Origin of the sequence: Pseudomonas sp. RC3H12 (assembly GCF_018596375.1) — a bacterium.
GTDB lineage: Bacteria > Pseudomonadota > Gammaproteobacteria > Pseudomonadales > Pseudomonadaceae > Aquipseudomonas.
In genome coordinates, this window is sequence record NZ_CP075595.1 from 2,501,881 (window position 1) to 2,526,240 (window position 24,360).

The window sequence follows — 24,360 nt, forward strand, 5'->3', positions numbered from 1 at the left end:
GGCTTTCATGAAGGAGAGCAGCTGAATTGAAGAAGAACGTTCTTATCATTGGTGCAGGAGGTGTCGCCAAGGTGGTGGCCCACAAGTGCGCACAGCATAACGACGAACTGGGTCGTATTGCGATTGCGTCACGGAACATCTCCAAATGCCAGGCCATCATCGACAGCGTCAAGGCCAAGGGTAGCCTCAAGGTACCCGCCGACATCCAGGCCTTCTCGCTCAACGCCCTCGATGTCGAGGCGACCAAGGCACTGATCCGCGAGACCGAATCGCAGATCGTGATCAACGTTGGCTCCGCCTTCCTCAACATGTCGGTGCTGCGCGCCTGCATCGATACCGGTGTCGCTTATCTTGACACCGCCATCCACGAAGAGCCGGGCAAGATCTGCGAGACCCCGCCGTGGTACGGCAACTACGAGTGGAAACACCTCGAAGAGTGCCAACAAAAGAACATTACCGCCATTCTCGGCGTCGGCTTCGACCCGGGTGTGGTGAACAGCTACGCGAAACTCGCGCAGCAGCAGTACTTCGACCAGATCGACTCGATCGACATCCTGGACGTGAATGCCGGTTCCCACGGCAAGTACTTCGCCACCAACTTCGACCCGGAAATCAACTTCCGCGAGTTCACCGGGCAAGTCTGGAGCTGGCAGAACAGCCAGTGGACCAGCAACACCATGTTCGAGGTCAAGCGCACCGACGATCTGCCGGTAGTGGGTTCGCAGAACCTGTACCTGACTGGCCACGACGAAGTGCACTCGATCTCGAAGAACCTGAACGTGCCGAACGTGCGTTTCTGGATGAGCTTCGGCGAGCACTACATCAATGTGTTCACCGTGCTGAAGAACCTCGGCCTGCTCTCCGAGCAACCGGTGAAAACCGCCGAAGGCCTGGAAGTGGTACCGCTGAAGGTGGTCAAGGCCGTGCTGCCGGATCCGGCCTCGCTGGCCCCGGGCTACACCGGCAAGACCTGCATCGGTGACCTGGTCAAGGGCACCAAGGACGGTCAGCCGCGCGAGGTGTTCATCTACAACGTGGCCGATCACGAAGAAGCCTACGCCGAGACCGACAGCCAGGGTATTTCCTACACCGCAGGCGTGCCTCCGGTAGCCGCCGCGCTACTGGTTGCCCGTGGTCAGTGGGATGCCGGGCGCATGGTCAACGTCGAGGAGCTGCCGGCCGAGCCGTTCCTCAAGGCGCTGGACGTGATGGGCCTGCCGACCCGCGTCAAGGATGAAAAAGGCGATCGTCCATGGGACGCTGAAGCCTAAGCTGCACGATGAAGGGGCGCTAGATGGCGCCCCTTCTGTTTGTGGGATCTAACTGAGGGAGCGGGCTTGCCCCGCGATAGCGCTAGCACCGGCAAATCGCTACTTCCTGGCCTCCAGTATCAAGTTGAACGGCGTCTGCGTCGCCCGCCGGAAGCGCCTGAACCCCGCCTCCTCGAACACCGCCCGCAACCGAGCTTCCCCAGCCTGCGCACCCAGCCCCAGCCCCACTTCCTGCGACAGCGAATTCGGCGTGCAGATGAACGTCGAAGCCGCGTAGAACAAGCGCCCGACCGGGTTGATATTGGCATCCAGGGTATCCTCGGCGAACGGCTCCACCAGCATCACCGTGCCGTCGTCCTTGAGCGCCTGATAGGCGTGTCGTGCCGCGCCCACCGGGTCACCCATATCGTGTAAACAATCGAAGAAACACACCAGGTCCAGATCGTGGCCGGGATAGTCCTTGGCCGACGCCTGCTGGAAGCCGACCCGCTCGGCCACGCCTGCGTCACGCGCGCGCTCGCTGGCGGTGAGCACCGAAGGCGCATGGTAGTCGTAGCCGATGAAGCGCGAGGCGGGAAACGCCTCGGCCATGACAATGGTCGAGGCACCATGGCCACAGCCGACATCGGCCACCTGGGCGCCGGCCTGCAGCTTTTCCACCACCCCGTCCAGAGCCGGCAGCCAATCAGCCACCAGGAACGTTCGGTAGCCGGGTCGGAAGAAGCGCTCGGTGCCACTGAACATGCACGGATGATGATCGCCCCAGGCCAGGGCGCCATCGCCGCGCATGGCCGCCACCAGCTTGTCCTTGTCATGGAACAGTGCCGCCAGCACCGAGGCGCCGCCGGCCATGTAGGCGGGCGAATCTTCCAACGCCAACGTCATGGCCTGCTCCTCGGGCAAGGTGAACTGTCCATCGTGATGCACCAGGTAACCCGCCGCAGCCTGGCCATTGAGCCACTCGCGTACCAGCCGTGGCTGGCAGCCGGTGCGCTCGGCCAGGGCCTCGGGTGTGACTGGCTGACTGTCGGCCATGGCCCGATACAGCCCCAGCTCATCCCCAAGGATGACATTGGCCAGCGTCGCCGCCGCCCCCATGTCGCCCACCAGCTTGCCCATGAATTCGTGAAGCCGCACCTCGTCCATGACCTGCCCTCCTCTGCCAGAAGGCCACCGTCGGCGACGTCCGGTCCGGTAGGCGGTGGTCGGATGGTTGATCGGGCCGCATCTGCAACCGACCCGGGCTTTAAGTCTAGACCCGCCTGCGCTATCTTCGCCGCGCCGCAGGCTTGCCCGCCAATGGCGGACGACCGCATTCGCGCACTAAAGGAACTGTCAGCATGTTTTCCAGCCGTACCCTCGTCCTCACCCTGGGCGTTGCCTTCATCATTCTCGACCAGTGGGTAAAACTGATCGCCCTGGTCGCCCTGAACAATCACAGCTATGTCTATGGCAACCAGAGCGTCTGGCTGGACCTGGCCCTGAGCCTCAACCCCGGAGCGTTCCTCAGCCTCGGCGCCGGGCTGGCTCCGTGGCTCAAGCAACTGGTGTTCGTGGTCGCCGTCGGCGTGGTGTGCGCCTGGGCCATGGTCTGGGCCTGGCGCCACTGGCAATCGGCACCGGTCAAGGCCAGCGCGGCCTGGTTCATCGCCGTGGGCGGGCTATCCAACTTGATCGACCGGGTGATTCGCGACGGCCACGTGGTCGATTACCTGGTCCTCAACATCGGCACCCTGCACACCGGCGTGTTCAACCTGGCCGACATCGCCATCATGGCCGGTGCCACAGTGCTGGTGGTGGACGGCATTACTCGGCCGAGCAAACGCTGACCCCGCCTATCCAATGGGCCGCACTGCGGGCCGCCCCAAGCGAGGCAAAACCTGCGCACCTGAATGACCGAGGCCCTGCCAGCATCCGCAAGGCCTCGATCACCTGCACTCGCTCAGTTCTTGCGACTACCGACACTCTCCAACTGCTCAAGCAACGCCTTGGCCAACGCCTTGTCGGAAAACGGATTCTGCCCGGTGATCAACTCACGATCGACCACTACATGGGGCTGCCAGGCCTGGGCATAACTCATGTCGCCTCCTGCGCCGTCCATGGCCTTGGCGGGATAGAACTGCAGACGCTGCTCCTTGAGTGAGCCCTCGAACACCTGCTCCTCAGGGTCAGAGAAAATGGTCATGCGATAGCCCCGGTACGTCCAGTCGCTGGCCGCCGGGGTTTCGCCACGAGCGAGCGCGGCGCGGTAGGCAACCGGATCCTGCTGCGCCGACAGCAACGTGATCGGGCCGTGGCAAATGGCAGCCGTGGGCTTGCCGGCCTGGTGGAAGTGACGCAACAGGGCACCGACGTCGGGGTTGTTGGCCAGGTCGATCAGCGGCGCATGGCCCCCCGGGATGAAGATCCCGGCATAGCGGCCCATATCGCCCGCCAGTACCTCCTTCACCGACAGCGTGTCGTCGATATCCGGCAAGCTATCGACCACCTGGCGGATACGCTGCATCTCGCGGGCATCGCCGCCGAAGTACATCGGGTCGATCGAGCGCTCATCGACACTCGGCGCATTGCCTTTGGGCGTCACCAGCACCAGCTTGTAGCCGGCCTTGAGCAACTGGTCGGCAGGCACGCCGAATTCGTTGAGGTAGTAACCGGTGGGGTACGGTTTGCCGTCCTTGAGCTGCAGCTGGTTCTCGCTGGACAACAGCACCAGTACCTCACCCTTCGCAGCGGCGGCGGCCTGGCCGGCCAACAGGGTGCCAGCCAATGCCAGCGCGACGGGAGCAATCATGTTCATGGTGTTTTCCTGATCAGTTGAATGGCGCGATATCCAGCCCGTGGGCAAGCTGCACCTGAGTCGGTGCGGCCAACCAGCCGGCGCTGGCGGCGCGATAGGCCTGGTAATGGGCACTGTAGCGATGGGCCTCAACGGCGGCGGCATCGACATACAGCTCGAACAGCTCGAACGCCATTACCTCACCCTCGCGGACGAACAGGTCATAGCGCAGGTTGCCGGGCTCGGCACGAGTCTGCTCCACCATCAGGCGCAAGGCCTGTTCTATGACCTCACGGTGTTCAGGATGCGGCTGGATAGTGGCGAAGATGGCAATGGTCACTGGGCGTCTCCCTCAACAAGTTGGGCCCATCCTAACCATCGCGTTATGATTCGATAATTCGAAAGCACTTATTCCTGTGATTCGTTTTATGAATATCAGCAACAAGGACCTCAACCTGCTGCACCTGTTCCAGGTGCTCTATGAAGAGCGCAATGCCTCCCATGCAGCGCAACGGCTGGCCCTCAGCCAGCCCGCCCTGAGCCACAAGCTCAACAAGCTGCGCCAGCAGTTCGGCGACCCCTTGTTCGTGCGTGCGCCGCGTGGCCTCACGCCAACGCCCAGGGCCCATGAGCTGGCGCCCCGGATACAGCAGCTGGTTGCACAGCTACAGGACTTCTACAGGGATTGCGACGGCGATGATTTCCTCTCCCGCGCGACCCAGATGCACCTTTACAGCACTGACTACCTGGAGCAGACCCTGCTGCCCAGGCTGCTGCCGATCCTGCGCACCCAGGCACCGAACCTGACCCTGATCACCCACAACACCCAGGGCAACCTGCCACGCGAGGCGCTGGAAAAAGGCACCTGCGACCTGGCCATCGCCGGTTTCTACAACGGCTTGCCGGACACCTTCCATCAACAGCGCCTGCTCAGTGAGGACTTCGTGGTACTGGCCGCCGCCGACAACCCGCTCCTGACCAAGGGCATGAGCCTGGAGGCGTTCCTGGCCTGCGAGCACCTGCTGACCACACTCACCGGCGACCTCGATGGCCGGGTCGATCACGCCCTGCGGGCTATTGGTCGGCAACGTCGGGTAGTGGCCGGCCTGTCCAGCTTCATTGCCCCTACGCGCCTGGTGCGCGGCACCGACCTGCTACTCACCTGCCTGCGCTCGCTGGCCATCGAAGCGGTCGAGCGCGACCCCGGCCTGCGCCTGCACACCCTGCCCCTGGCGCTGCCCCGGGTCGAAGTGATGCAAATCTGGCACGCGCGTACCCACGCCGACCCCTTGCGTCGCTGGTTCCGGCAACAGGTATGGGAGGTGGCGCAGCAGGTCACTGCACCAGCTGGTTGATCTCGATGATCGGCATCAGCACCGCCATGACGATCAGCAGCACTACCGCCCCCATATCGCCCACCAGCTTGCCCATGAACTCGTGAAGCCTTGCCTCGTCCATGACCTGCCCTCCTCTGCCAGAAGGCCACCGTCGGCGTGCACATGTCCACTGAAACTCTCGGGCGGCCCGACGGGTCACAGCCAGTGCATGCAACATGGATCACACCTTCAAGGAGACTGGACATGCCCTACCCCATGACCTTCACACCCCCCTTCCGCCTGCTGGCCCTGGCCGGGGCCCTGCTGGCCTGCGCCACTTTGGCCAACGCCGACGACGTGCTGCTGGTCGGCAACAAGGCCGACGCCAGCGTGTCGGCTCTGGACACTCGCAGTGGCCAGGAAATGATCCGCCTGCCGGTAGGCACCGGCCCCCACGAGGTGGTGGTCAGTGGCAATGGCCTGCTGGCCGTGGTTGGCAATTACGGCGCGCAAGGCACGGCGAACAACAGCCTGAGCGTGATCGACTGGCCGACCCGGACGGTCGTGCGCACCATCGACCTGGGCGAAGACGCCCGCCCCCACGGCATTCGCTTCCTGCCCGACAGCCAGCGTGTGGTGGTCACCAGCGAAGCCAGCGAACGTCTGCTGGTGGTCGACCTGGCCCAAGGCAAAGTGCTCGACCGGATCGACATCGGTGGCGGCAAACCGCACATGGTCGCGCTGTCACCCGGTGCCGACCGCGCCTACGTCAGCCATGTCGAGAGCGGCACGCTGTCGGTGGTCGACCTGCTGCACAAGAAGAAAATCGCCGAGATCCCCACGGGCGCCGGCAGCGAAGGCGTGGCGGTAACCCCCAGCGGCACCCAGGTATGGGTCAGCAACCGCGACGGCAACGAAGTGGTCATCGTCGATAGCAAGCGCCTGGAAGTCACCGACCGTATCCGCACCGGCCTGTTCCCGATCCGCGTCGCGATGACCCCGGATGGCAAGTATGCGCTCGTCACCTGCGCCAAGTCGGCGGAACTGGCGGTGATCGACGTGGTGGCCAAGAAAGAGATCAAGCGCATCGGCCTGGCGCGCGAAGGCGCCGAATACCGCCGTACGATGCTCGGCGAAGAGGCGCTGCCGATTGGCGCGGTGGTCTCGCCGGATGGCAAGCGGGTCTATGTGGCGATCAGCGGCGGCGACGAAGTCGCGGTGATCAGCACAGCCAACTGGACCGAGAAGGCACGCTGGAAAGCCGGCCCCGAGCCGGATGCCCTGGCGATCGTGGTGCAGCCGAAAGAAGAGAGCTGAGCACCGCAAAGGCGCCTCGCGGGAGGCGCCTTTGCTCCACTGGCCTTGGCTGCATGGAAGAAACCGGCCAAGATCCGTCCCCCTCTTGCGAGGGGGCGTGCGCCAAACCACGTCCCACCTCCGACTTCGCCTGACCAGATACCAGCCACACATTCCAAGGAAATCTCCTTCAACTCTCAAGGCCCAGTCCGAGAGCAGCTCGGGTTAACTTCATGCTACCTCAGTATTCCTGCATTCGAGGGCAGCGCATGGACGGATGGCAATTGGCCGAGTTTGCCGGGCTCAAGCAGGCCGCACGCGAGCAAGTCACCCAGGACGCCTGGCAGAAGAACGGTACGCTGGCCGTTCGATTGAAAGTCGACGAGATCGATGAGCGCGCTATCCTCGCGCACGAAGCCTGGCACCCGGATCACTACGATTTCGGCTGGGACCGTGTGCTGAAATGGAAAACCCGTCCTGCCAATGCCCGCGCACTCGATATCGCACTTTGGCATGACGATCAACTGGCGGGAATGTGCTGGGCATCGCCCCAGGCCAGTAAAGAGAAGATCATGGTCCTTTATCTGCAGCGCAACCCCGACAGCACCCTGCCGACCAGAGGCTACGTCGCGCCTCTTTGCCTTAGCGGCGTACGCTACTACGCCCTGATGTTGGGCTTGCAATGGGTTGTCATCCGGGACCCTCTGCCGCAGGCGCGAGCGGCCTACGAACTGGATGGTTTCCGCCAGGTAAAGGGCATCGGCCTTGCCTACGACTTGGCCCGTGGCTATGCTTCCCACACTCTGGAGGGTTTCCCCAATGGTGAATGATCCCGGCGATTTCAACGCCAACGTGGCCCGTTTCAAGGCGATTGCCGACAAGAAGCTGGCCCGCTTTCGAGCTTCGGCGCAATACGATGATTTCCTGTCAGATGACGCCATCGACGCTTTTGCCAAAGTTGAAGGTTCTGCCTATGCAGGCCGACCGCACAAGCCACGCAAGCCATCTGCCGCCTGAACGAAGACAGTCTGCGTCAAATGCCGAGGGCCTCTTCGCTTCACAGCTCAACCTTCCTTCTTGATACTGGTTCCGCCAACAAGGTGTGGGAGGTGGCGCAGCAAATCACTGCACCAGCTGGTTGATCTCGATGATCGGCATCAGCACCGCCATGACAATCAGCAGCACCACCGCGCCCATGATCACGATCATCAGCGGCTCGAGCAGCGCGGTCATGCCCATGGCGCGGCGCTCGATGTCCTTGGCCAGGCTGTCGGCGGCGCGATCGAGCATCGGCGGCAGGTTGCCGGTCTTCTCGCCGCTGGCGATCAGGTGGATGAGTAGCGGCGGAAAGACCTTCTCCACCGCCAGCGCCGAGGCCAGCCCGGCGCCCTCGCGCACCCGCGCGGTGGCCTCGCTGACACACTGGTCGAGGCGATCGTTGCCCAAGGTCTGGCGCGCCGCCTCCAGCGCACGCAGCAGCGGCACCCCGGCGCTGCCGAGGATCGCCAGCGTGGAGGCAAAACGCGCCGTGTTCAGGCCCAGCGCGAAACGGCCGAACAGCGGCAGCCGCAGGATCCGGGCGTGCCAGGCCAGGCGCGCCGCCGGGGCGCGCAGGTAGACCCGCCAGGCCCAGAACGCCCCGGCCATCAGGGCGAAGCACAGCGCGCCCCATTCACGCACGAAGTCACTGGCCGCCAGCATCGCCAGGGTCAGCCCGGGCAGGTCCTGGCGTGCCTGGGTGAAGGCGCTGACCACCTGCGGCACCACGTAGCTGAGCAGGAAGATGACGATGCCCACCGACACCAGCCCGACCACACCGGGGTAGATGAACGCGGTGAGTATCTTGCCGCGCAAGGTGTTGCGCTCCTCGATGTAGTCGGCCAGGCGCTCCATCACCTGGGCCAGGTCGCCGGACTCCTCACCCGCCGCCACCAGTGCCCGGTAGATCTCGGGGAAGTCCCGCGGCCGCTCGGCCAGTGCGTCGGCCAGGCGCATGCCACTGCGCACATCGCCGCGCACCGCCCCCAACAACTGCGCCACATGCTTGCGCTCGGCCTGCTCCAAGGTCGCGCCCAGCGCCGCTTCCAGCGGCAGGCCGGCGGCCAGCAGGCTGGCCAGCTGACGCGTGGCCCAGGCCAGGTCGCCATCACTCAGCCTGGCGCTGAACAGGCCCGCGCCCTGCCCGACAGCGGCCTGGGCCTCGACCTCCAGCGCGGTCAGCCCCAGGCCGCGCAGCTGTGCCATCGCGGCGCCCGGACTGTCGGCTTCGAGCAGCCCTTTGACGATATGCCCCTGGGCGTCGGCGGCTTCATAGCGATAACGGTTCATCAGGCATCCCGTGTCACGCGCAGGATCTCTTCCAGGCAGGTGCTGCCGCTGTCGACCCAGCGCTGGCCATCCTCGCGCATGCTGCGCATGCCGTTGCCCCGCGCGGCGGCGCGCAGGGCCTGTTCATCAGCACCCTGATGCACCAGCGCGCGTACGGTGTCGTCCACGCAGAACAGCTCGTGGATACCGGTGCGCCCGCTGTAGCCACAGTGATTGCAATGCGCGCAGCCCACCGCCCGGTACTGCCCGGGCGCGGCGGGGTCAGGCTCGCGGCAGTGCGGGCACAGGCGCCGCACCAGGCGCTGGGCCAACACGCCGAGCAGCGCCGAGGCCAGCAGGAACGGCTCGACGCCCATGTCGACCAGGCGGTTGACCGCCGACACCGCATCGTTGGTGTGCAGCGTGGCCAGCACCAGGTGCCCGGTCAGCGAGGCCTGCACGGCAATCTGCGCGGTCTCCAGGTCGCGGATCTCGCCGATCATGATCACGTCCGGGTCCTGGCGCAGAATGGCGCGCAGGGCCACGGCGAAGCTCATGTCGATGCGCGCGTTGACCTGGATCTGGCTGATCCCCGGCAGGTCGTATTCCACCGGATCCTCGACGGTGAGGATGTTGCTGACACTGGCATCCAGCCGTGCCAATGCGGCGTACAGGCTGGTGGTCTTGCCCGAGCCGGTGGGGCCGGTGACCAGCACGATGCCATGGGGCTGGCGGATCAACTGGTCCAGCCGCGCCAGCACTGCGGCGTCCATGCCCAGCGCCTCCAGGCGCAGGCGCCCGGCCTGTTTGTCCAGCAGGCGCATCACCACGCGCTCGCCATGGCCGGTGGGCACGGTTGAAACGCGGATATCGATGGGCCGCCCGGCCACGCGCAGGGCGATGCGGCCGTCCTGGGGCAGGCGCTTCTCGGCAATGTCCAGCTGCGCCATGATCTTGATGCGCGACACCAGCGCGCCGTGCAACGCCTTGCGCGGCGAGACCACGTCGCGCAGGGTGCCGTCGACCCGGTAGCGCACCAGGCAGTGGCTCTCGAACGGCTCGATATGGATATCGCTGGCCTGGTCGCGGGCCGCCTGGGTGAGCAAGGCGTTGATCATGCGGATCACCGGCGCGTCGTCCTGGGCCTCGAGCAGGTCGGTGACTTCCGGGATGTCCTGCAGCAGGCGGTCGAGGTCCACTTCGTTCTCCGCCGCGCCCACCACCGCCGCGGCGCTGCCGGTATCGGCGTAGGCGCTGACCAGCAAGGTGTCCATGTTCGCATCGGTCACCGCTTCGACAGCCACCGGGCCAAAGCGCCGACGCACCTCTGCCAACGCCCAGCCCGGGCTCGAAGGGCAGCACGAGAGTACCGCCCTCGCCTCGCCATCGGCCTGCAGCACCACCCGCTGGGCCCTGGCCCAGGCATACGGCAGGCGGCTCAACGGGCCACCTCGTCCACCGGCACGGCACGGATCGAGGCCCGTGGTGCCTGCGATGACACCGACCGCGCGCGGCCCTGGTCGGGCACGCCCTGCTCCACCGGCGGCAGCAGCGGCATGTCCATGTCCGGCAGCGCCCAGGAATGCTCGGGCTTGAGGTTGCCCTGGGTACGGCGGATGAAGTCGTAGCGGTTCAGGGTGATGCTGCGCCCGGCCGCGGCATCGCGCACGATGTACGGGCGCAGGAACACCATCAGGTTGGTCTTGGTGCTGGCCCGGCGCTCGCTGCGAAACAGCGCGCCGACCCCCGGCAGCCCGGACAGCCACGGGATACCTTCGTTGCTCTGGGTGTAGCCGTCCTGCAGCAGCCCACCCAGGACCATGATCTGGCCATCGTCGAGCAGGATGCTGGTGTCGATGGCGCGCTTGTTGGTCACCGTGCCGGCGGCACTGGAGGCGCGCTGATCGACGCTGCTGACCTCCTGGTAGACGTCGAGCTTGACCGTGCCGCCCTCGGAGATCTGCGGCCGCACGTTCAGGCGCAGGCCCACTTCCTCGCGCTGGATGGTCTGGAATGGGTTGTTGCTGTTGCCGCCGCCATCGGTGACGTACTGGCCGCTGACGAAGGGGATGGTCTGGCCGACGAAGATGCTCGCCGCCTCGTTGTCCAGGGTCAGCAGGTTGGGTGTCGACAGCACGTTGCTGCCACCCTTGCTGGTCAGCGCACGGGCCAGCACCTTGAGGTCGAGCACCTCGCCGATGCCGGGGATCTTCACCGTGCCATCGACCACGCCCACCGACAGCCCCTTCGGCAGCACATCGATGCTGCTCGGCCCCTTGACCAGCCCGCTGCCACCGAGGTTGGCACCGCCGAACACGCCATTTTTGCCAAGGTTGCCGGCCTGCCACTGGATGCCGAATTCATTGGCATCGTCCTCGCCGACCTCGACGATCAGGCTTTCCACCACCACCTGGGCGCGGCGCTGGTCAAGCTGGTCGATGACCTCGCGCAGGCTGCGGTACAGCGGCTCGGGGGCGGAAATCAGCAGGGTATTGGTGGTCTTGTCGGCCTGGATGGTCGCGCCGCCAGCGGAGAACGCGGTGCCTTGGTCGTTCTGCTGCGCGCTGGCGCCGTAGCCGTTCGGCGTGCTGCCGGCGCCCAGGCCGTTGCCGCGGTTCTGGCTGCCAGTTGTGCTGTTGTTCTGCGTGGCGCTGTTGCTGCCGGTGCTGGCGCCATTACCGTTGCCACTGCCGCCGGTGAGCATGCCGCCACCGCTGAGCAGCGCGCGCGTGCCGTCGGCAGTGGCGCTGTCGCTCTCGCCAGTCAGCAGCCCGCGCAGGCTCTGCGCCAGCTTGTCGGCCTGGGCGTTGCGCAGGTACACCACGTGCAGGTTGCCGGCGCTGTTCTGCGCATTGTCGAGCTTGTAGACCAGGTCGCGGGCCAGCTGGGTGCGCTCGGGGCTGCCGGAACGGATCACCACGCTGTTCGAACGCGGATCGCCCAGCACGCTGATCTTCTGGGTCGGGTCGCTGCCCTGGCTGTCGAGCAGCTCGTTGACCATGCTGGCGATGTCGCTGGCGATACCGTTGTTGATCGCCACCACATCGGTGTCGATGGCGCTGGGGATGTCGACCCGATCGAGGATCTGCGCGACCCGCTCGAGGTTTTCGGCGTAATCGGTGACGACCAGGGTATTGTTGCCCGGGTAGGCGTTGATCGGGTTGTCCGGCGAGACGATCGGGCGCAGCACCGGGATCAGGTTGACGGCATTTTCATACTGCAGACGGAAGGTCCGGGTGACCATGCCGTTGCCCGCGTCGCGGTCATCGCTCACCAGCGCGCCGCCCAGCAGCTTGGCGTCAGCCTGGGGCACCACCTGGGCCACACCGCCGACATCGACCACGCTGAAGCCCTGCATGCGCAGGGCCGACAGCAGCATGGAATAAGCCTTGGCGGCCGGCACCTCGCCTTCGGAAACCAGGGTCAGCTGGCCCTTGACCCGTGGATCGACCAGGAACTGGCGACCGGTGGCGCGGGACAGGCCGCGCACCACTGCCTGGATATCGGCATCGACGAAGTTCAGCTGTACCGGCTGGTCGCCAAGTGGATTGGCCGGCGCGGGTGCGGCCACGGCGCGGCTGTGGCGCTGCCCGACCCGAGGCGGCGACTGGCGCTGCAGCGGGCGGCTCTGCGGTTCGCGATGATCCAGGGTGCCCGCCGTGGCACCGGCTTCGGCCAGCGGGCGGCCCAGCTCGCTGCTGGCCAGGGGGCGTTGCACGCTCGGCGCGCTGGCACAGGCGCTGAGCGCCAGGGCCAGGAGCAAGGGCGCGAACGGCAATCGCGGTGAACGGAGGCACGTCATGAAGGGTCCTTAGCGCCATGCGCCTGAGTCATGCGAAGGGTTCCGGAAAAAGTCACCGGGCTGCCTGGGCCGCTGGTCGGGTCTCGGCGCAGCGCCAGCTGGCCAACACCAAGCCCGAGGCGCGGTGGTACTGCCTGCAGCCAGGCCATGGCCGCTTCCGCGGGGGCCCGCTGCCAGCCCAAGCGCCAGGTATCGCCCTCGCCGTCGAGCTGTGACTGCGCCAGCAGGCCAGCCTGCTCCAGGCTCTGGCGCAAAGCCTGGGCGGTATCCGCAGGCCGTTGTGCCAGGCGCTCGCCGAGCAAGGCATCGAGCGCCTGCGCCTGGCTGCGCAGCTTGGGTGTTTCGGCCTGCCAGTGGTCGATCCGGGCCAGGGCGGGAAGCACCAGTACCTGCCAGCAGAACAGCGCGCCGAGCAAGCCGCCTGCCAGGGCGACCGCACGACGCTCCCGCGCGGCCAGGGCTTGCCAGCGTTGCCGGCCCTGCCCGCGCAGCAGGCCCAGGTGGGCCTTAATCGACATGGGCCAGCTCCTCACCGGATGGGTTGGCTGCCCTCAGGGTCCAGCCTTGCCCACTGGCCTGGCCCTCGATGCCGCGTGCGGCGAGGTCGGCCTGCCAGGCGCTGTCCGCCGGGGCCTTGCCACCATCGTCCAGGGGCGTGAGACGCAGCACGCCATCCTGATAGTCCAGTGCCTCGACATTACCCGCGAGGAACGGCATGACCTGTCCGGCGCCGTCGAGCAAGGCCGCCAGCCCCGAGCCGGCGCCGCCCTGCCCGCCCTGCAGTTGCTGACGCGCCTGCTGCAACGGGTTGAGAACCACCGGCAACTGCGGGAAGGCCATGCGCACCTGGGCGACCATGTAGGCGCGCAGCCGCTCGCCCTCGTCGGCCAGGTGCGCGGCATAGAGGTTCAAGCCCAGGCACCAGATCACTGCCGCCGCGCCCCAGATCGCCAAGGTGCGTCCCAACGCTGGCGATTTCACTGGCCCGGCAAGCCCGCCGGCCAAATCGACCGACGACGCTGTATCGTCCTGCCGGGCGAACAGCCCGGCCACGCGGATGCCATCGGCCTGCAGCCACGCCTGCAGACGCGCCATCTGCGCAAGGCCCAGCCAGGCCACGGCGACCTGCCCATCAGCCTGGCGCGGCCCGTGCGCCACATGGACCTGCCCGACATCGCCAAGCACCAGCCCCTGGACCGCGCAGCCCACCGCCGCGCTCAACCGCTTGCCCGTCAGCGGTGGCAAGGCCAGGGCCAGGGCCAGGCTGTCGTGCGCATGCAAGTGCAGGCGCCAGGGCGCGCCCTTGGCCTGGCGCTGCAACTGCGCGCGGGTGGCCTGGCCGCCACGCTCGGCCTGGCGGTAATCCAGCAGCGAGGCATCCTCCAGCTCCGCCAACGGCGGCAGCTGCACGTCAACCAGCGTACTCATGCGCCCACCCGGCTCCAGATGACATCCGGCAACTGCCCCTCGCGCTGGCGCAGCAGCGCCTGCAGGGGTAGTTCACGGCTGCCCAGGCGCGCCTGGCCGCGCAGGCGGAACCAGTCGCTGTTGATCCCCACCCGCACATTGGCCATGGCCAACTGCGGCATGCGCAAACGGTTGACGAAATCGCCTCGGTTGATGAACCAGCGCCCACTGTCGCGCTCGGCCACCAGCGCCATGGCCTGCTGCAGCGACAGCCCCGGCACCTGCGCGGCAAGCACTTCGGCACTGGCAGTGTTGCCATTGATCCAGGTCAGCGCCGGCAGTACCGTGACGAATCGGCGCAGGCGTTGCAGGGCCTGGCCATCCATGCCCTTGAGCCGGGCCAGGGTATCGACGCTGCGCAGCATCGGACGCTTGGCCGGCAACGGCTCGGCGGCAACGGCTGGCGAGGTCGCACGGCCGCCTTGCAGGCCTTGACCGGCACTGCCGGGGGATACCGGCGGACGCTGTGGGTAGCTGTCGATCACCTGCCCGGCGATGGCCGTGGCCAGCCGCTCGCCGATGCCGATCAACGCGCACAGGCGCTGGAAGGTCGCCAGTGCCTCGCTGTCCACCTGGCCATCGACCACCAGGTTGCGCAGGTTGAACTTGCCCTGCTCATCCTCCAGTTGCCCATCGAAGCGCACGCTACCAGACGGCTCATCGCGCATCGGTCGCGTCCAGGGTTGGCCGCCACGTACCAGCGGGTCGCGCAGGCGTTGTTCGAACAACACCCGACGGCTCAACTGCAGGCCGCCTTCCAGGGCCCATTGTCCCTGCAGCGCCATCTGGCGGTTCTCTATCTGCCGGGTCTGCAGCCCCTGGCGTTCGATCATGCCTGCGGCGATCACCGCCACCACCGCGGCAATCAACAGCGCACTGATCACGGCCATGCCTTCCTGGCGCGCCATGGCCGGTCACAACTGCCAGGAGCCGAGGTCGGCGTTCACCCCGTCGCCCCCGGCCTGGCCGTCGGCGCCCAGGGAAAACACATCGATCTCGCCGTTGGCGCCCGGATTCAGGTACTGGTAAGGGCGGCCCCAGGGGTCGTTGGGCAGGCGGTCGAGGTAGGCACGCCATTGGCCATCCTTGGCCTGTGCCGGCTTCTCCACCAACACCTTCAGGCCCTGGTTCTGGTTCGGGTAGGCGCCGTTGTCCAGGCGGTACAGCTTCAGTGCCTGCATCAGCCCGCCGATGTCCTGGCGCGCCGCCGTGGCGCGCGCCTGGTCGGGGCGGTCGAGCACCTTGGGCACCACCATCGCCGCGAGGATCCCGAGGATCACCACCACCACCATGATCTCGATCAGGGTGAAACCCTGCTGGCGCAAGCAGCGGGCGGGAAGGTTGCGACGGGCGATCTGCATCTCGGCATTCCTTGCGTGAGTTCGAATCGGGGGCCGATTGTGGCAAGGCGGTATGTCACGGATATTGAAAAAGCTCGGGAGTCGGCGTCGTCAAAGCGTCATCGGGCCGCTCTACAGTGCTGCTTTGCCTTGCGCGAAAGGTGTCCTGTGCGTGCCACCGAGGATGGTTTCACCCTGATCGAAGTGCTGGTGGCGTTGACCATCGTGGCGGTGGCCATGGCCGCCGCCGTGCGCGCCAGCGGCTTGATGACCCAGGGAAACGGGCTGTTGCGCGACAAGGCACTGGCCTTGCTCGCCGCCCAGGGACGCCTGGCCGAACTGCGCCTGGAAGGCAGCGCCAGGCCGGGCGTCAGGCAGTTCGAATGCGACCAGGGCCGCCTGCGCTTGCGCTGCGAGCAGCGCGTGTCGCGCTCGCGGCAAGGGCTGCTGGAGGTGTCGCTGCAGGTGTTCGACCGCCAGCATGAAGGGCCGGCGCTGGCGCGGTTGCAGACGTTGCTCGGGGGCGCCGAGGCTGCGCCCTCCACGTAAGAAGCGAGCGTGCCCGCTCCCCCGTGGCGTGTACCCTCAGAACGCGTAGCGCGTGGTCAGCATGAAGTTGCGTGGGTCACCGTAGTAACCGCCGTTGTAGAAGCCCAGGTTGTTGAAGTACTTCTTGTCGGTGAGGTTGTTGCCGTTGAGGGTCACCGACAACTGCTCGGTCACCTGGTACCGCGCCAGCGCATCGAGGGTCAGGTAGTTCGACTGGGTGTAGCGGATGGTCTCGCCCGCCGCCACCGGGCTGTCCAGGTCCTTCCAGATCTTGCTCTGCCAGTTGGCCGAGCCGCCCACGGTAAGCTTGTTCCACACCCCCGGCAGGCGGTAGGTGGTGGACAGGCGCAGCAGGTTCTCCGGCTCGATGGTGGAGATCTTGTCGCCCTCGCCATCGCGGGTGATACGGTGGGTGAAGCCACCCTGCACATGCCAGTCCGGGGTCAGCTCGCCCGCCACTTCCAGCTCGAAGCCACGGGTCTTGGCGCCCTGGATCGCCCGGTAGATGCCACGGTTGGTGGCCGGGTCGGTGCGGTCGAGTTCAGCGAGGTTGTCCTGGCGAACCTCGAACAGCGCCAGGCTGGCGTTGAGACGCCCGTCGTAGAACTCGCCCTTCAGGCCCAGCTCATAGGCGTCGCCCTCCTCCGGCTCGATCATCTTGCCGTTGGCGTCCTGCTCGGTCTCGTGCGGCTTGAAGATGCTGGTGTAGCTGCCATACACCGACCAGCTGTCGTCCAGGTCATAGACCACGCCGGCATAGGGTACGACCACGCCGTTCTCTTCCAGGTCCTGGGTCTTGCTGCGCTGGCCGCTGGCGGTGTCCAGGCGGGTGCTGTCGAGCTGCCAGTTGGACAGGCGACCACCGAGGATCACCGACAGTTTGTCGGTGGGCTTGAAGCGGCCGGTCAGGTAGGCCGCGTCTTCCTGCACACGGGTATCGACCTTCGACAGCGGGCGCCCCCAGTCGGGTTCGCTGAACTCGCCGCGCCACTGGTAGATATTGGCGCCCCCGAACAGGAACGGCCAGTTGCTTTCATGGGCGCGCACGTCGCGGTGGGAAATACCCGCTACCAATTCGTGCTCACGCCCCAGCAACTGGAACGGGCCACTGGCGTACAGGTCGTAGGCGTTCTGGTCGGTCTGGTAGCGGTAGCGGCCCAGCCACACGCCCATGCCGCCTCCCGTGGCGGCATCGGGGTAGCCACTGGCCGCCGAACCCAGGCGCATCGGCGCATCGGTCTCGCTGCGAGTGGCCGAGGCCTTGAGCGTCCAGTCGTTGGCCAGGCGCTGCTCGAGGGTGACGAACAGGTTGTCGGCGGTGTTGTCCCAGGCACTCCACTTGGCCCCGGGGTTGAACGAGCGCGACATGCCAAAGCGGTTGCCCTGGCTGTCCAGCAAAGGTGTCGACGGCCCCCAGGACGAACCTTCCGGGCGGTTGCTCTGGCGGCTCAGGCCGACGCTGAGCAAGGTGTCATCGCTGAGGTCGGCCTCGACGATGCCGTACATCACCTGTTTCTTCTCGGACAGGTTGTCCATGAACGACTGGCCGTCCTCGTAGGCCGTGACCAGGCGCCCGCGCACATTGCCGTCCGGTGTCAGCGCGCCGCCGATGTCGAACTCGCCACGGTAGGTGTCCCAACTGCCGGCGCCGAGCGATACATAGCCGGACAACTCGCGGGTCGGCCGCTTGCGCACCAGATTGACGGTCGCCGACGGGCTGCCGAAGCCACTGAGCAGGCCCGTGGCGCCACGCAGCACCTCGACCCGGTCGTAAATCACCAGGTCGGTCTGGTCGATGCCATTGCCGAAGCGGAAGGCCGCCGGAATGCCATCGACCTGGAAGTTGTCGATATCGAAGCCACGGGCCTTGAAACTGGCGCGGTTGCTGTCGAGCTTGGTGACGGTGACACCAGGCGTCTTGCCCAGCACATCGCTGATGCTGGTGAGGCTCTGGTCATCCATCTGCTGGCGGGTGATGACCGTGACCGACTGCGGCGTCTGCCGTGGCGACAAGGCCATGCGCGTGGCGGTGCGGCTGGCGCCGGTGGTGTAGGACCCGCTGCCTTCGGTGGCCTCGCCCAGCGCGGTATCGGTGATGGCGGTGGCGCCCAGCTCCAGGGTGCCCTTGCCGCTGGCGGTTTCGGCCCAGGCCGGGCCGGCCGGCGCGGCGAGGCTTGCCGCGAGGATGGCCAGTGCCAGCGGATGGCGCTGGCGGACGGTGGTGGCGTTCCCTGCCCTTTGAACCGTGTTCAGAGAGTGCTGTCGTTGCACGCTTGTCGACCCCTAGTTGTTGTGTCTGCTTGATGCAGGTGGGGCTAATCACTGGCGATTGTTGTGGTTGTGCGCCCGTTCTGCGACGGCTGCGGCGCATCCTAGGGTTTTTACGAACTTTTTACAATTGCGAACATTTCGCATTAATTGGATCCAGGCAAAGAAATGTAACAGCCTGCCATTCGGCAACCCCGGCGAACGCGACTAGGCTCAATGGCATGTGATGCCGGGCCCCTCTGACGGTTTGCGCCGCCATGTCGGAATCACTGTTGCCATGCAACGTCGACAATCAAGGAGGGGCTTATGACGGCTCTGCACACATTCCTTTTCACGCCTTTTCTCGGCACCAGCACCTGGTTGTGGCTGGTCTTCATCACCATCGTCATCGCCTTGCTGGTCCTCGACCTCGGTGTGCTGCACCGCCAGGACCGCGAGATCGAGATGCGCGAAAGCCTGCTGCTGTATTCGGGCTACTTCAGCGTCGGCGTGCTGTTCGGTGTATGGGTCTGGTATGAGCTCGGAGCGCAGCCGGCGCTGGAGTTCTACACCGGTTTCCTGGTCGAGCAGTCGTTGTCGATGGACAACGTGTTCGTCATGGCGATGATCTTCAGCTTCTTCGCCATCCCCCGCCGCTATCAGCACCGCGTGCTGTTCTGGGGCATCCTCGGGGTGGTGGTGCTACGGGCAATCATGATCGGCGTGGGCGCCGCGCTGGTGCAGCACTTCGCCTGGGTGCTGTATATCTTCGGCGCCTTCCTGCTGTTCACCGGGGTGAAGATGGCCCTGTCCAAGGATGATGCCCACCCGGACCTGGCCAACAACCCGGTGCTGCGCTTCGTGCGTCGGCACATGCGGGTAACCGACCAGCTGCATGGCCGGCACTTCTTCGTCCATCTCACGCCGCCCGGAACCGACCGCGCCATCCGCTATGCCACGCCGCTGTTCCTGGCCCTGGTGCTGATCGAGCTGGCCGACCTGGTGTTCGCCGTCGACAGCGTGCCGGCGATCTTCGCCATCACCCAGGACCCGTTCATCGTCTACACCTCGAACATCTTCGCCATCCTCGGCCTGCGCTCGCTGTACTTCGCCCTGGCGGCGCTGATGCACCGCTTTGTCTACCTCAAGTACGCGCTGGCGTTGGTGCTGATCTTCATCGGTTGCAAGATCTTCTGGCACGGGCTGGTGGGCAAGGTACCAGCCGGGATTTCGCTGGGGGTCACGTTCGGGCTGTTGCTCGGCGGCGTGCTGCTGTCGTTGCTGCGCACGCGCAATCAGCAGCAACCGGCCGAACATCAACCCGTGCAGGAGGAACCACTGCCCACAGTGGACAAGCCGACAGCCATTGCCACCGACAGAGATCCCGAGAAGAAAGGCCCGCACCTGCGGGTCTGATCAGGGCGAGAGCCCCTCGACGATGATCACCTGCGCCATCGCCGCGCCCTGGCGATGGCGGCAGGCCTCCTGGTACAGGTCCGAGCGATAGCAGGCCACGGCCTGCTCATAGGAATCGAACTCGATCACCACGCTGCGCTGCGGCGTCGCCCGCCCCTCCAGCGCCTCGCTGCGCCCGCCCCGGGCCAGGAAGCGCCCGCCAAAGGCGACGAACGCCGCCGGGGCGCGCTGGGTGTATTGCAGGTATTGCTCGGGGTCGGTGACGTCCACGTGGGCGATCCAGTAGGCCTTCATTCGTCGCGCTCCGGTTGCATGGTCATTATCGTATTATGGTATACCATAAAACTTTCCTGACCAGTATGAGCGTGCAACATGGCCTTCAACAACATCGAAGAACTCCTCGACGACTACCGCCAGGGCCGGATGGTCCTGCTGGTGGACGACGAGGACCGGGAAAACGAAGGCGACCTGCTGATCGCCGCCGAGCGCTGCGACGCCCAGGCCATCAACTTCATGGCCCGCGAGGCGCGTGGCCTGATCTGCCTGACCCTCACCGATGAGCACTGCCAGCGCCTGGGCCTGGAGCAGATGGTGCCAAGCAACGCCAGCGTGTTCGGTACCGCTTTCACCGTCTCGATCGAAGCCGCCAGCGGTGTGACCACCGGCATTTCCGCCGCCGACCGGGCACGCACGGTGGCCGCGGCCATGGCCGCCGACGCCCGCCCCGAAGACCTGGTACAGCCCGGCCACATCTTCCCCTTGCGTGCCCGCGAAGGCGGCGTGCTGACCCGCGCCGGGCACACCGAGGCCGGTTGCGACCTGGCCCGCCTGGCAGGCTTCAGCCCGGCATCGGTGATCGTCGAGGTGCTCAATGACGACGGCAGCATGGCCCGCCGGCCCGACCTGGAAGTGTTCGCCGCCCGGCATGGCATCAAGATCGGCACCATCGCCGACCTGATCCACTACCGGCTGAGCACCGAGCAGACCATCAAGCGCATCGGTGAACGCGCATTGCCCACGGTGCACGGCAACTTCCGCCTGGTCACCTACGAAGACCGCATCGAAGGCGGCGTGCACATGGCCATGGTCATGGGCGAGATCCGCCGCGAGCAGCCCACCCTGGTGCGCGTGCATGTGATCGACCCGCTGCGCGACCTGGTTGGCGCCGAGTACGCAGGCCCGGCCAACTGGACGCTGTGGGCGGCGCTGCAGAAGGTCGCCGAGGAAGGTGCCGGGGTGGTGGTGATCCTGGCCAACCATGAATCCTCCCAGGCCCTGCTCGAACGCGTGCCGCAACTGACGCAGCCGCTACGCCCCTACCAGCGTGGCCAGTCGAAGGTCTACTCGGAGGTCGGCACCGGCGCGCAGATTCTCCAGGACCTGGGCGTGGGCAAGCTGCGTCACCTGGGGCCGCCACTCAAGTACGCCGGGTTGGCCGGGTACGAGCTGGAGGTGGTGCAGAGCATTCCGTTCGAGGGCAATTGATTTCACGGTGCTGCAAGCACTGCCTGTCAGCTGGCTCCCACAGGGACCTCGCAATTCCTGAGACCCGCGCCGTATCTGTGGGAGCCGGCTTGCCGGCGATGGGCCGCAAAGCGGCCCTGTCGCCACGCGGAGTGATGGCCGGTCAGCACCGACCTCTTGCGAAAAGTTTGGAATACCATAATATGACATTCCGTAGACCTTGATTCTGCCGGCCGCACCTACACTGACATGACGGCCACGCTCCACCCGTTTGACGCTGCTCCCCGAACATGATTGGCGGGCGACAGAAGCCCGCCTCGAATAACAAAAGCAACGAGGGCGTAACCATGCTGTTGAGCAAACGAGTAACCGCAGTGCTGTCCGCCAGCCTGCTGACCCTGGCCTGCCAGGCCACCCAGGCGGCCGACAGCCTGAACTTCGTCAGCTGGGGCGGGACCACCCAGGATGCGCAGAAGGCCGCATGGGCCGAACCCTTCAGCAAGGCGTCCGGCATCAAGGTGGTGCAGGACGGCCCCACCGACTACGGCAAGCTCAAGGCCATGGTCGAAAGCGGCAACGTGCAGTGGGACGTGGTCGATGTCGAAGCCGACTTCGCCCTGCGCGCCGCCAGCGAAGGCCTGCTCGAACCCCTCGATTTCAAGCAGATCCAGCGCGACAAGATCGACCCGCGCTTCGTCTCCGACCATGGCGTCGGCTCGTTCTTCTTCTCCTTCGTGCTCGGCTACAACGAGGGCAAGCTCGGCGCCAACAAACCGGTGGACTGGTCCGCCCTGTTCGACACCAAGACCTACCCCGGCAAGCGCGCCCTGTACAAGTGGCCCAGCCCCGGCGTGCTCGAACTGGCCCTGCTGGCCGACGGCGTGGCGCCAGACAAGCTCTACCCGCTGGACCTGGACCGCGCCTTCAAGAAGCTCGACACCATCAAGAAAGACATCGTCTGGTGGGGCGGCGGCGCCCAGTCGCAGCAACTGCTGGCCTCGGGTGAAGCCTCGCTCGGACAGTTCTGGAACGGCCGCGTGTATGCCTTGCAGCAGGACGGCGCGCCGGTCGGCGTGAGCTGGAAGCAGAACCTGGTCATGGCCGATTTCCTGGTCATCCCCAAAGGCGCGAAGAACAAGGACGCAGCCATGAAGTTCCTGGCCAACGCCAGCAGCGCCGAAGGCCAGGCCGAGTTCGCCAACAAGACCGCCTACGCCCCGGTCAACGTCGACAGCGTGGCCAAGCTCGACAAAGACCTGGCGCCGAACCTGCCGACTGCCTACGCCCAGGACCAGGTGACCCTGGACTTCGCCTACTGGGCGAAGAACGGCCAGGCCATCGCCGCCCGCTGGAATGAGTGGCTGGTCAAATGAAAGTCGCCATCAATGCCCTGCACAACGCGCAAGGTGCCCCCAGCGGCACCGGCGCGCCCGGGGCGGCCGAGCGTCGCCCGCCCATCAGCCAACGCTGGCGCGGCAGCCGCAACCTGCTGCCGGCGCTGCTGTTCCTCGGCCTGTTCTTCTTCGCCCCGCTGGTCGGCCTGCTGCTGCGCGGGGTGCTGGAGCCCGAGCCGGGCCTTGGCAACTATGCGCAGCTGTTCGCCAACTCGGCCTATGCCCGGGTGCTGTTCAACACCTTCTCGGTGGCCGGCCTGGTCACCCTGATCAGCGTGCTGCTGGGCTTCCCGCTGGCCTGGGCGATCACCCTGGTGCCCAAGGGCTGGGGCCGCTGGCTGCTGAACATCGTGCTGCTGTCGATGTGGACCAGCCTGCTGGCGCGCACCTACTCATGGCTGGTGCTGCTGCAGAGCTCGGGGGTGATCAACAAGGTGTTGATGGCGCTGGGCATCATCGATGCGCCGCTGGAGATGGTGCACAACCTCACTGGCGTGGTGATCGGCATGAGCTACATCATGATCCCGTTCATCGTCCTGCCGTTGCAGGCGACCATGCACGCCATCGACCCGATGGTGCTGCAGGCAGGCTCGATCTGCGGCGCCAGCCCCTGGACCAACTTCTGGAAGGTGTTCCTGCCGCTGTGCCGCTCGGGGCTGTTCTCCGGCGCGCTGATGGTGTTCGTGATGTCGCTCGGTTACTACGTTACCCCGGCCCTGCTCGGCGGCGCGCAGAACATGATGCTGCCCGAATTCATCATCCAGCAGGTTCAGTCGTTCCTCAACTGGGGCCTGGCCAGCGCCGCCGCCGCGCTGCTGGTGGTGATCACCCTGGTGCTCTTCTACCTATACCTGAAGCTGCAGCCGGAGTCCCCGGTCGGCAACGCGAGGTAAACCGCCATGCTGCTTTCCCCCAATGCCATGGGTCGCCCGCTGCGCACCGGGCTGTACCTGACCACCGGGCTGATCGCTGCCTTCCTGCTGCTGCCGGTGGTGTTCATCATCCTGCTGTCGTTCGGCTCGTCACAGTGGCTGGTGTTCCCGCCACCAGGCTGGACCTTGAAGTGGTACGCGCAGTTCTTCGCCAACCCCGAGTGGATGGACGCGGCGCTGGCCAGCCTCAAGGTGGCGCTGCTCACCACCTTCGCCGCCGTGGCGCTGGGCCTGCCCACTGCCTTTGCCCTGGTGCGCGGTCGCTTCCCGGGCCGCGAGCTGCTGTACGGGCTGTTCACCATGCCGATGATCGTGCCCCTGGTGATCATCGCCGTGGCGGTGTACGCGCTGTTCCTCAAGCTGGGCTACACCGGCACCTTGTTCGCCTTTGTGGTGAGCCACGTGATCGTCGCCCTGCCCTTCACCATCATCTCGATCATCAACTCGCTCAAGCTGTTCGACCAGTCCATCGAGGACGCCGCGGTGATCTGCGGCGCCTCGCGCCTGCAGGCGATCGTCAAGGTGACCTTCCCGGCGATCCGCCCGGGGATGATCGCCGGCGGCTTGTTCGCCTTCCTGGTGTCGTGGGACGAGGTGGTGCTGAGCGTGATGATGGCCAGCCCCGACCTGCAGACCCTGCCGGTGAAGATGTGGACCACCCTGCGCCAGGACCTGAGCCCGGTGATCGCGGTGGCCTCGACGCTGCTGATCGGCCTGTCCCTGCTTGTGATGTTCATTGCCGCCGCCCTGCGCCGGCGCGCCGAAAACGCCTGACTGCCTGGA

Annotated in this window: 24 protein-coding genes and 1 pseudogene; 12 read left to right on the plus strand and 13 right to left on the minus strand. The window is 66.0% G+C overall.

What is annotated here, in order from left to right:
* Positions 1–26 precede the first annotated feature (26 nt).
* Entirely contained in the window at positions 27–1,271 is a 1,245-nt protein-coding gene (locus KHO27_RS11395) for a saccharopine dehydrogenase family protein (RefSeq protein ID WP_038705903.1), read from the plus strand.
* A gap of 99 nt (positions 1,272–1,370) precedes the next feature.
* Here the strand turns inward: KHO27_RS11395 and KHO27_RS11400 are convergent, their stop codons facing one another.
* Positions 1,371–2,417, minus strand: coding sequence for a class I SAM-dependent methyltransferase (locus KHO27_RS11400; RefSeq protein WP_110701659.1), 1,047 nt, complete (start codon positions 2,415–2,417; stop codon positions 1,371–1,373).
* A gap of 194 nt (positions 2,418–2,611) precedes the next feature.
* On the opposite strand from KHO27_RS11400, the gene KHO27_RS11405 reads away from it, so the two are divergent.
* The gene (locus KHO27_RS11405) at positions 2,612–3,100 is read left to right on the plus strand and encodes a signal peptidase II (protein ID WP_110701657.1); all 489 of its coding nucleotides are present in this window, start codon (positions 2,612–2,614) and stop codon (positions 3,098–3,100) included.
* A 113-nt stretch (positions 3,101–3,213) separates the two neighbouring features.
* Here KHO27_RS11405 and KHO27_RS11410 read toward each other — a convergent pair whose 3' ends face one another.
* Both KHO27_RS11410 and KHO27_RS11415 read right to left on the minus strand, forming a co-directional pair.
* A complete protein-coding gene (locus KHO27_RS11410) occupies positions 3,214–4,068 on the minus strand; it encodes a type 1 glutamine amidotransferase domain-containing protein (protein WP_214501833.1) in 855 nt (284 codons plus the stop codon).
* Between the two features lie 13 nt (positions 4,069–4,081).
* Positions 4,082–4,387 carry a putative quinol monooxygenase gene (locus tag KHO27_RS11415; protein ID WP_214501834.1) on the minus strand — a complete coding sequence of 102 codons (306 nt, stop codon included), beginning with the start codon at positions 4,385–4,387 and terminating at the stop codon, positions 4,082–4,084.
* An 88-nt stretch (positions 4,388–4,475) separates the two neighbouring features.
* On the opposite strand from KHO27_RS11415, the gene KHO27_RS11420 reads away from it, so the two are divergent.
* Entirely contained in the window at positions 4,476–5,402 is a 927-nt protein-coding gene (locus KHO27_RS11420; protein ID WP_110701651.1) for a LysR family transcriptional regulator, read from the plus strand.
* Here KHO27_RS11420 and KHO27_RS26575 read toward each other — a convergent pair.
* Positions 5,383–5,457 (minus strand): annotated as a pseudogene (locus KHO27_RS26575) (hypothetical protein); the annotation flags it as partial. The gene KHO27_RS11420 and the pseudogene KHO27_RS26575 sit on opposite strands and share 20 nt — an antisense overlap.
* Before the next feature lie 170 nt (positions 5,458–5,627).
* Here KHO27_RS26575 and KHO27_RS11425 point away from each other — a divergent pair.
* The 3 genes from KHO27_RS11425 (at position 5,628) to KHO27_RS11435 (ending at position 7,676) form a co-directional block, all read left to right on the plus strand.
* Entirely contained in the window at positions 5,628–6,680 is a 1,053-nt protein-coding gene (locus tag KHO27_RS11425; RefSeq protein ID WP_158539547.1) for a YVTN family beta-propeller repeat protein, read from the plus strand.
* 248 nt (positions 6,681–6,928) lie between these two features.
* A complete protein-coding gene (locus KHO27_RS11430; RefSeq protein ID WP_214501835.1) occupies positions 6,929–7,489 on the plus strand; it encodes a hypothetical protein in 561 nt (186 codons plus the stop codon).
* Positions 7,479–7,676, plus strand: a complete 198-nt coding sequence (locus KHO27_RS11435; RefSeq protein WP_110701645.1) for a hypothetical protein — start codon at positions 7,479–7,481, stop codon at positions 7,674–7,676. Before KHO27_RS11430 ends, KHO27_RS11435 begins: the two co-directional genes overlap by 11 nt.
* Positions 7,677–7,781: 105 nt before the next feature.
* Here KHO27_RS11435 and gspF read toward each other — a convergent pair whose 3' ends face one another.
* From gspF to gspG, 7 genes are read right to left on the minus strand one after another with little or no spacing between them, the layout of a single operon-like run.
* Positions 7,782–8,987: a type II secretion system inner membrane protein GspF gene (gspF, locus tag KHO27_RS11440; protein ID WP_214501836.1), complete on the minus strand. Its 1,206-nt coding sequence runs from the start codon at positions 8,985–8,987 to the stop codon at positions 7,782–7,784.
* Entirely contained in the window at positions 8,987–10,408 is a 1,422-nt protein-coding gene (gspE, locus tag KHO27_RS11445) for a type II secretion system ATPase GspE (RefSeq protein ID WP_214501837.1), read from the minus strand. The genes gspF and gspE overlap by 1 nt, the downstream gene beginning before the upstream one ends.
* Entirely contained in the window at positions 10,405–12,768 is a 2,364-nt protein-coding gene (gene gspD / locus KHO27_RS11450; protein WP_214501838.1) for a type II secretion system secretin GspD, read from the minus strand. The genes gspE and gspD overlap by 4 nt, the downstream gene beginning before the upstream one ends.
* Complete coding sequence (locus KHO27_RS11455) at positions 12,765–13,286, minus strand: type II secretion system protein M (protein WP_110701639.1); 522 nt, start codon at positions 13,284–13,286, stop codon at positions 12,765–12,767. Before KHO27_RS11455 ends, gspD begins: the two co-directional genes overlap by 4 nt.
* Positions 13,276–14,196, minus strand: coding sequence for a type II secretion system protein GspL (gspL, locus tag KHO27_RS11460; RefSeq protein WP_110701637.1), 921 nt, complete (start codon positions 14,194–14,196; stop codon positions 13,276–13,278). The genes KHO27_RS11455 and gspL overlap by 11 nt, the downstream gene beginning before the upstream one ends.
* A complete protein-coding gene (gene gspK / locus KHO27_RS11465; protein ID WP_214501839.1) occupies positions 14,193–15,143 on the minus strand; it encodes a type II secretion system minor pseudopilin GspK in 951 nt (316 codons plus the stop codon). The genes gspL and gspK overlap by 4 nt, the downstream gene beginning before the upstream one ends.
* A 6-nt stretch (positions 15,144–15,149) precedes the next feature.
* On the minus strand, positions 15,150–15,596 hold the full coding sequence (gene gspG, locus KHO27_RS11470) for a type II secretion system major pseudopilin GspG (protein ID WP_110701633.1): 447 nt from the start codon (positions 15,594–15,596) through the stop codon (positions 15,150–15,152).
* 147 nt (positions 15,597–15,743) lie between these two features.
* On the opposite strand from gspG, the gene gspI reads away from it, so the two are divergent.
* Positions 15,744–16,124: a type II secretion system minor pseudopilin GspI gene (gene gspI, locus KHO27_RS11475; RefSeq protein WP_110701631.1), complete on the plus strand. Its 381-nt coding sequence runs from the start codon at positions 15,744–15,746 to the stop codon at positions 16,122–16,124.
* A 36-nt stretch (positions 16,125–16,160) separates the two neighbouring features.
* Here the strand turns inward: gspI and KHO27_RS11480 are convergent, their stop codons facing one another.
* On the minus strand, positions 16,161–18,395 hold the full coding sequence (locus KHO27_RS11480) for a TonB-dependent siderophore receptor (protein ID WP_250888443.1): 2,235 nt from the start codon (positions 18,393–18,395) through the stop codon (positions 16,161–16,163).
* Between the two features lie 303 nt (positions 18,396–18,698).
* Here KHO27_RS11480 and KHO27_RS11485 point away from each other — a divergent pair, with 303 nt between their 5' ends.
* On the plus strand, positions 18,699–19,787 hold the full coding sequence (locus tag KHO27_RS11485) for a TerC family protein (RefSeq protein WP_250888444.1): 1,089 nt from the start codon (positions 18,699–18,701) through the stop codon (positions 19,785–19,787).
* Here KHO27_RS11485 and KHO27_RS11490 read toward each other — a convergent pair whose 3' ends face one another.
* The gene (locus tag KHO27_RS11490) at positions 19,788–20,081 is read right to left on the minus strand and encodes a DUF1330 domain-containing protein (RefSeq protein WP_110701629.1); all 294 of its coding nucleotides are present in this window, start codon (positions 20,079–20,081) and stop codon (positions 19,788–19,790) included.
* A gap of 78 nt (positions 20,082–20,159) precedes the next feature.
* Here KHO27_RS11490 and ribBA point away from each other — a divergent pair, with 78 nt between their 5' ends.
* From ribBA to KHO27_RS11510, 4 genes are all read left to right on the plus strand, one after another.
* Positions 20,160–21,272, plus strand: a complete 1,113-nt coding sequence (ribBA, locus tag KHO27_RS11495; RefSeq protein ID WP_214501840.1) for a bifunctional 3,4-dihydroxy-2-butanone-4-phosphate synthase/GTP cyclohydrolase II — start codon at positions 20,160–20,162, stop codon at positions 21,270–21,272.
* A gap of 326 nt (positions 21,273–21,598) precedes the next feature.
* Entirely contained in the window at positions 21,599–22,624 is a 1,026-nt protein-coding gene (locus tag KHO27_RS11500; RefSeq protein WP_094011077.1) for an ABC transporter substrate-binding protein, read from the plus strand.
* A complete protein-coding gene (locus KHO27_RS11505; protein ID WP_111532250.1) occupies positions 22,621–23,538 on the plus strand; it encodes an ABC transporter permease in 918 nt (305 codons plus the stop codon). The genes KHO27_RS11500 and KHO27_RS11505 overlap by 4 nt, the downstream gene beginning before the upstream one ends.
* Positions 23,539–23,544: 6 nt before the next feature.
* Complete coding sequence (locus tag KHO27_RS11510) at positions 23,545–24,351, plus strand: ABC transporter permease (RefSeq protein ID WP_110701623.1); 807 nt, start codon at positions 23,545–23,547, stop codon at positions 24,349–24,351.
* The last annotated feature ends 9 nt before the right edge of the window (positions 24,352–24,360 follow it).

Bases quoted from the DNA above. Each gene is read 5' to 3' on its own strand.
- KHO27_RS11400 (WP_110701659.1), bottom strand. From the start codon at position 2,417: ATGGACGAGGTGCGGCTTCACGAATTCATGGGCAAGCTGGTGGGCGAC.
- KHO27_RS11405 (WP_110701657.1), top strand. From the start codon at position 2,612: ATGTTTTCCAGCCGTACCCTCGTCCTCACCCTGGGCGTTGCCTTCATC.
- KHO27_RS11410 (WP_214501833.1), bottom strand. From the start codon at position 4,068: ATGAACATGATTGCTCCCGTCGCGCTGGCATTGGCTGGCACCCTGTTG.
- KHO27_RS11420 (WP_110701651.1), top strand. From the start codon at position 4,476: ATGAATATCAGCAACAAGGACCTCAACCTGCTGCACCTGTTCCAGGTG.
- KHO27_RS11425 (WP_158539547.1), top strand. From the start codon at position 5,628: ATGCCCTACCCCATGACCTTCACACCCCCCTTCCGCCTGCTGGCCCTG.
- KHO27_RS11430 (WP_214501835.1), top strand. From the start codon at position 6,929: ATGGACGGATGGCAATTGGCCGAGTTTGCCGGGCTCAAGCAGGCCGCA.
- KHO27_RS11435 (WP_110701645.1), top strand. From the start codon at position 7,479: ATGGTGAATGATCCCGGCGATTTCAACGCCAACGTGGCCCGTTTCAAG.
- gspF (WP_214501836.1), bottom strand. From the start codon at position 8,987: ATGAACCGTTATCGCTATGAAGCCGCCGACGCCCAGGGGCATATCGTC.
- gspD (WP_214501838.1), bottom strand. From the start codon at position 12,768: ATGACGTGCCTCCGTTCACCGCGATTGCCGTTCGCGCCCTTGCTCCTG.
- KHO27_RS11455 (WP_110701639.1), bottom strand. From the start codon at position 13,286: ATGTCGATTAAGGCCCACCTGGGCCTGCTGCGCGGGCAGGGCCGGCAA.
- gspL (WP_110701637.1), bottom strand. From the start codon at position 14,196: ATGAGTACGCTGGTTGACGTGCAGCTGCCGCCGTTGGCGGAGCTGGAG.
- gspK (WP_214501839.1), bottom strand. From the start codon at position 15,143: ATGGCGCGCCAGGAAGGCATGGCCGTGATCAGTGCGCTGTTGATTGCC.
- gspG (WP_110701633.1), bottom strand. From the start codon at position 15,596: ATGCAGATCGCCCGTCGCAACCTTCCCGCCCGCTGCTTGCGCCAGCAG.
- KHO27_RS11485 (WP_250888444.1), top strand. From the start codon at position 18,699: ATGACGGCTCTGCACACATTCCTTTTCACGCCTTTTCTCGGCACCAGC.
- KHO27_RS11490 (WP_110701629.1), bottom strand. From the start codon at position 20,081: ATGAAGGCCTACTGGATCGCCCACGTGGACGTCACCGACCCCGAGCAA.
- ribBA (WP_214501840.1), top strand. From the start codon at position 20,160: ATGGCCTTCAACAACATCGAAGAACTCCTCGACGACTACCGCCAGGGC.
- KHO27_RS11500 (WP_094011077.1), top strand. From the start codon at position 21,599: ATGCTGTTGAGCAAACGAGTAACCGCAGTGCTGTCCGCCAGCCTGCTG.
- KHO27_RS11505 (WP_111532250.1), top strand. From the start codon at position 22,621: ATGAAAGTCGCCATCAATGCCCTGCACAACGCGCAAGGTGCCCCCAGC.
- KHO27_RS11510 (WP_110701623.1), top strand. From the start codon at position 23,545: ATGCTGCTTTCCCCCAATGCCATGGGTCGCCCGCTGCGCACCGGGCTG.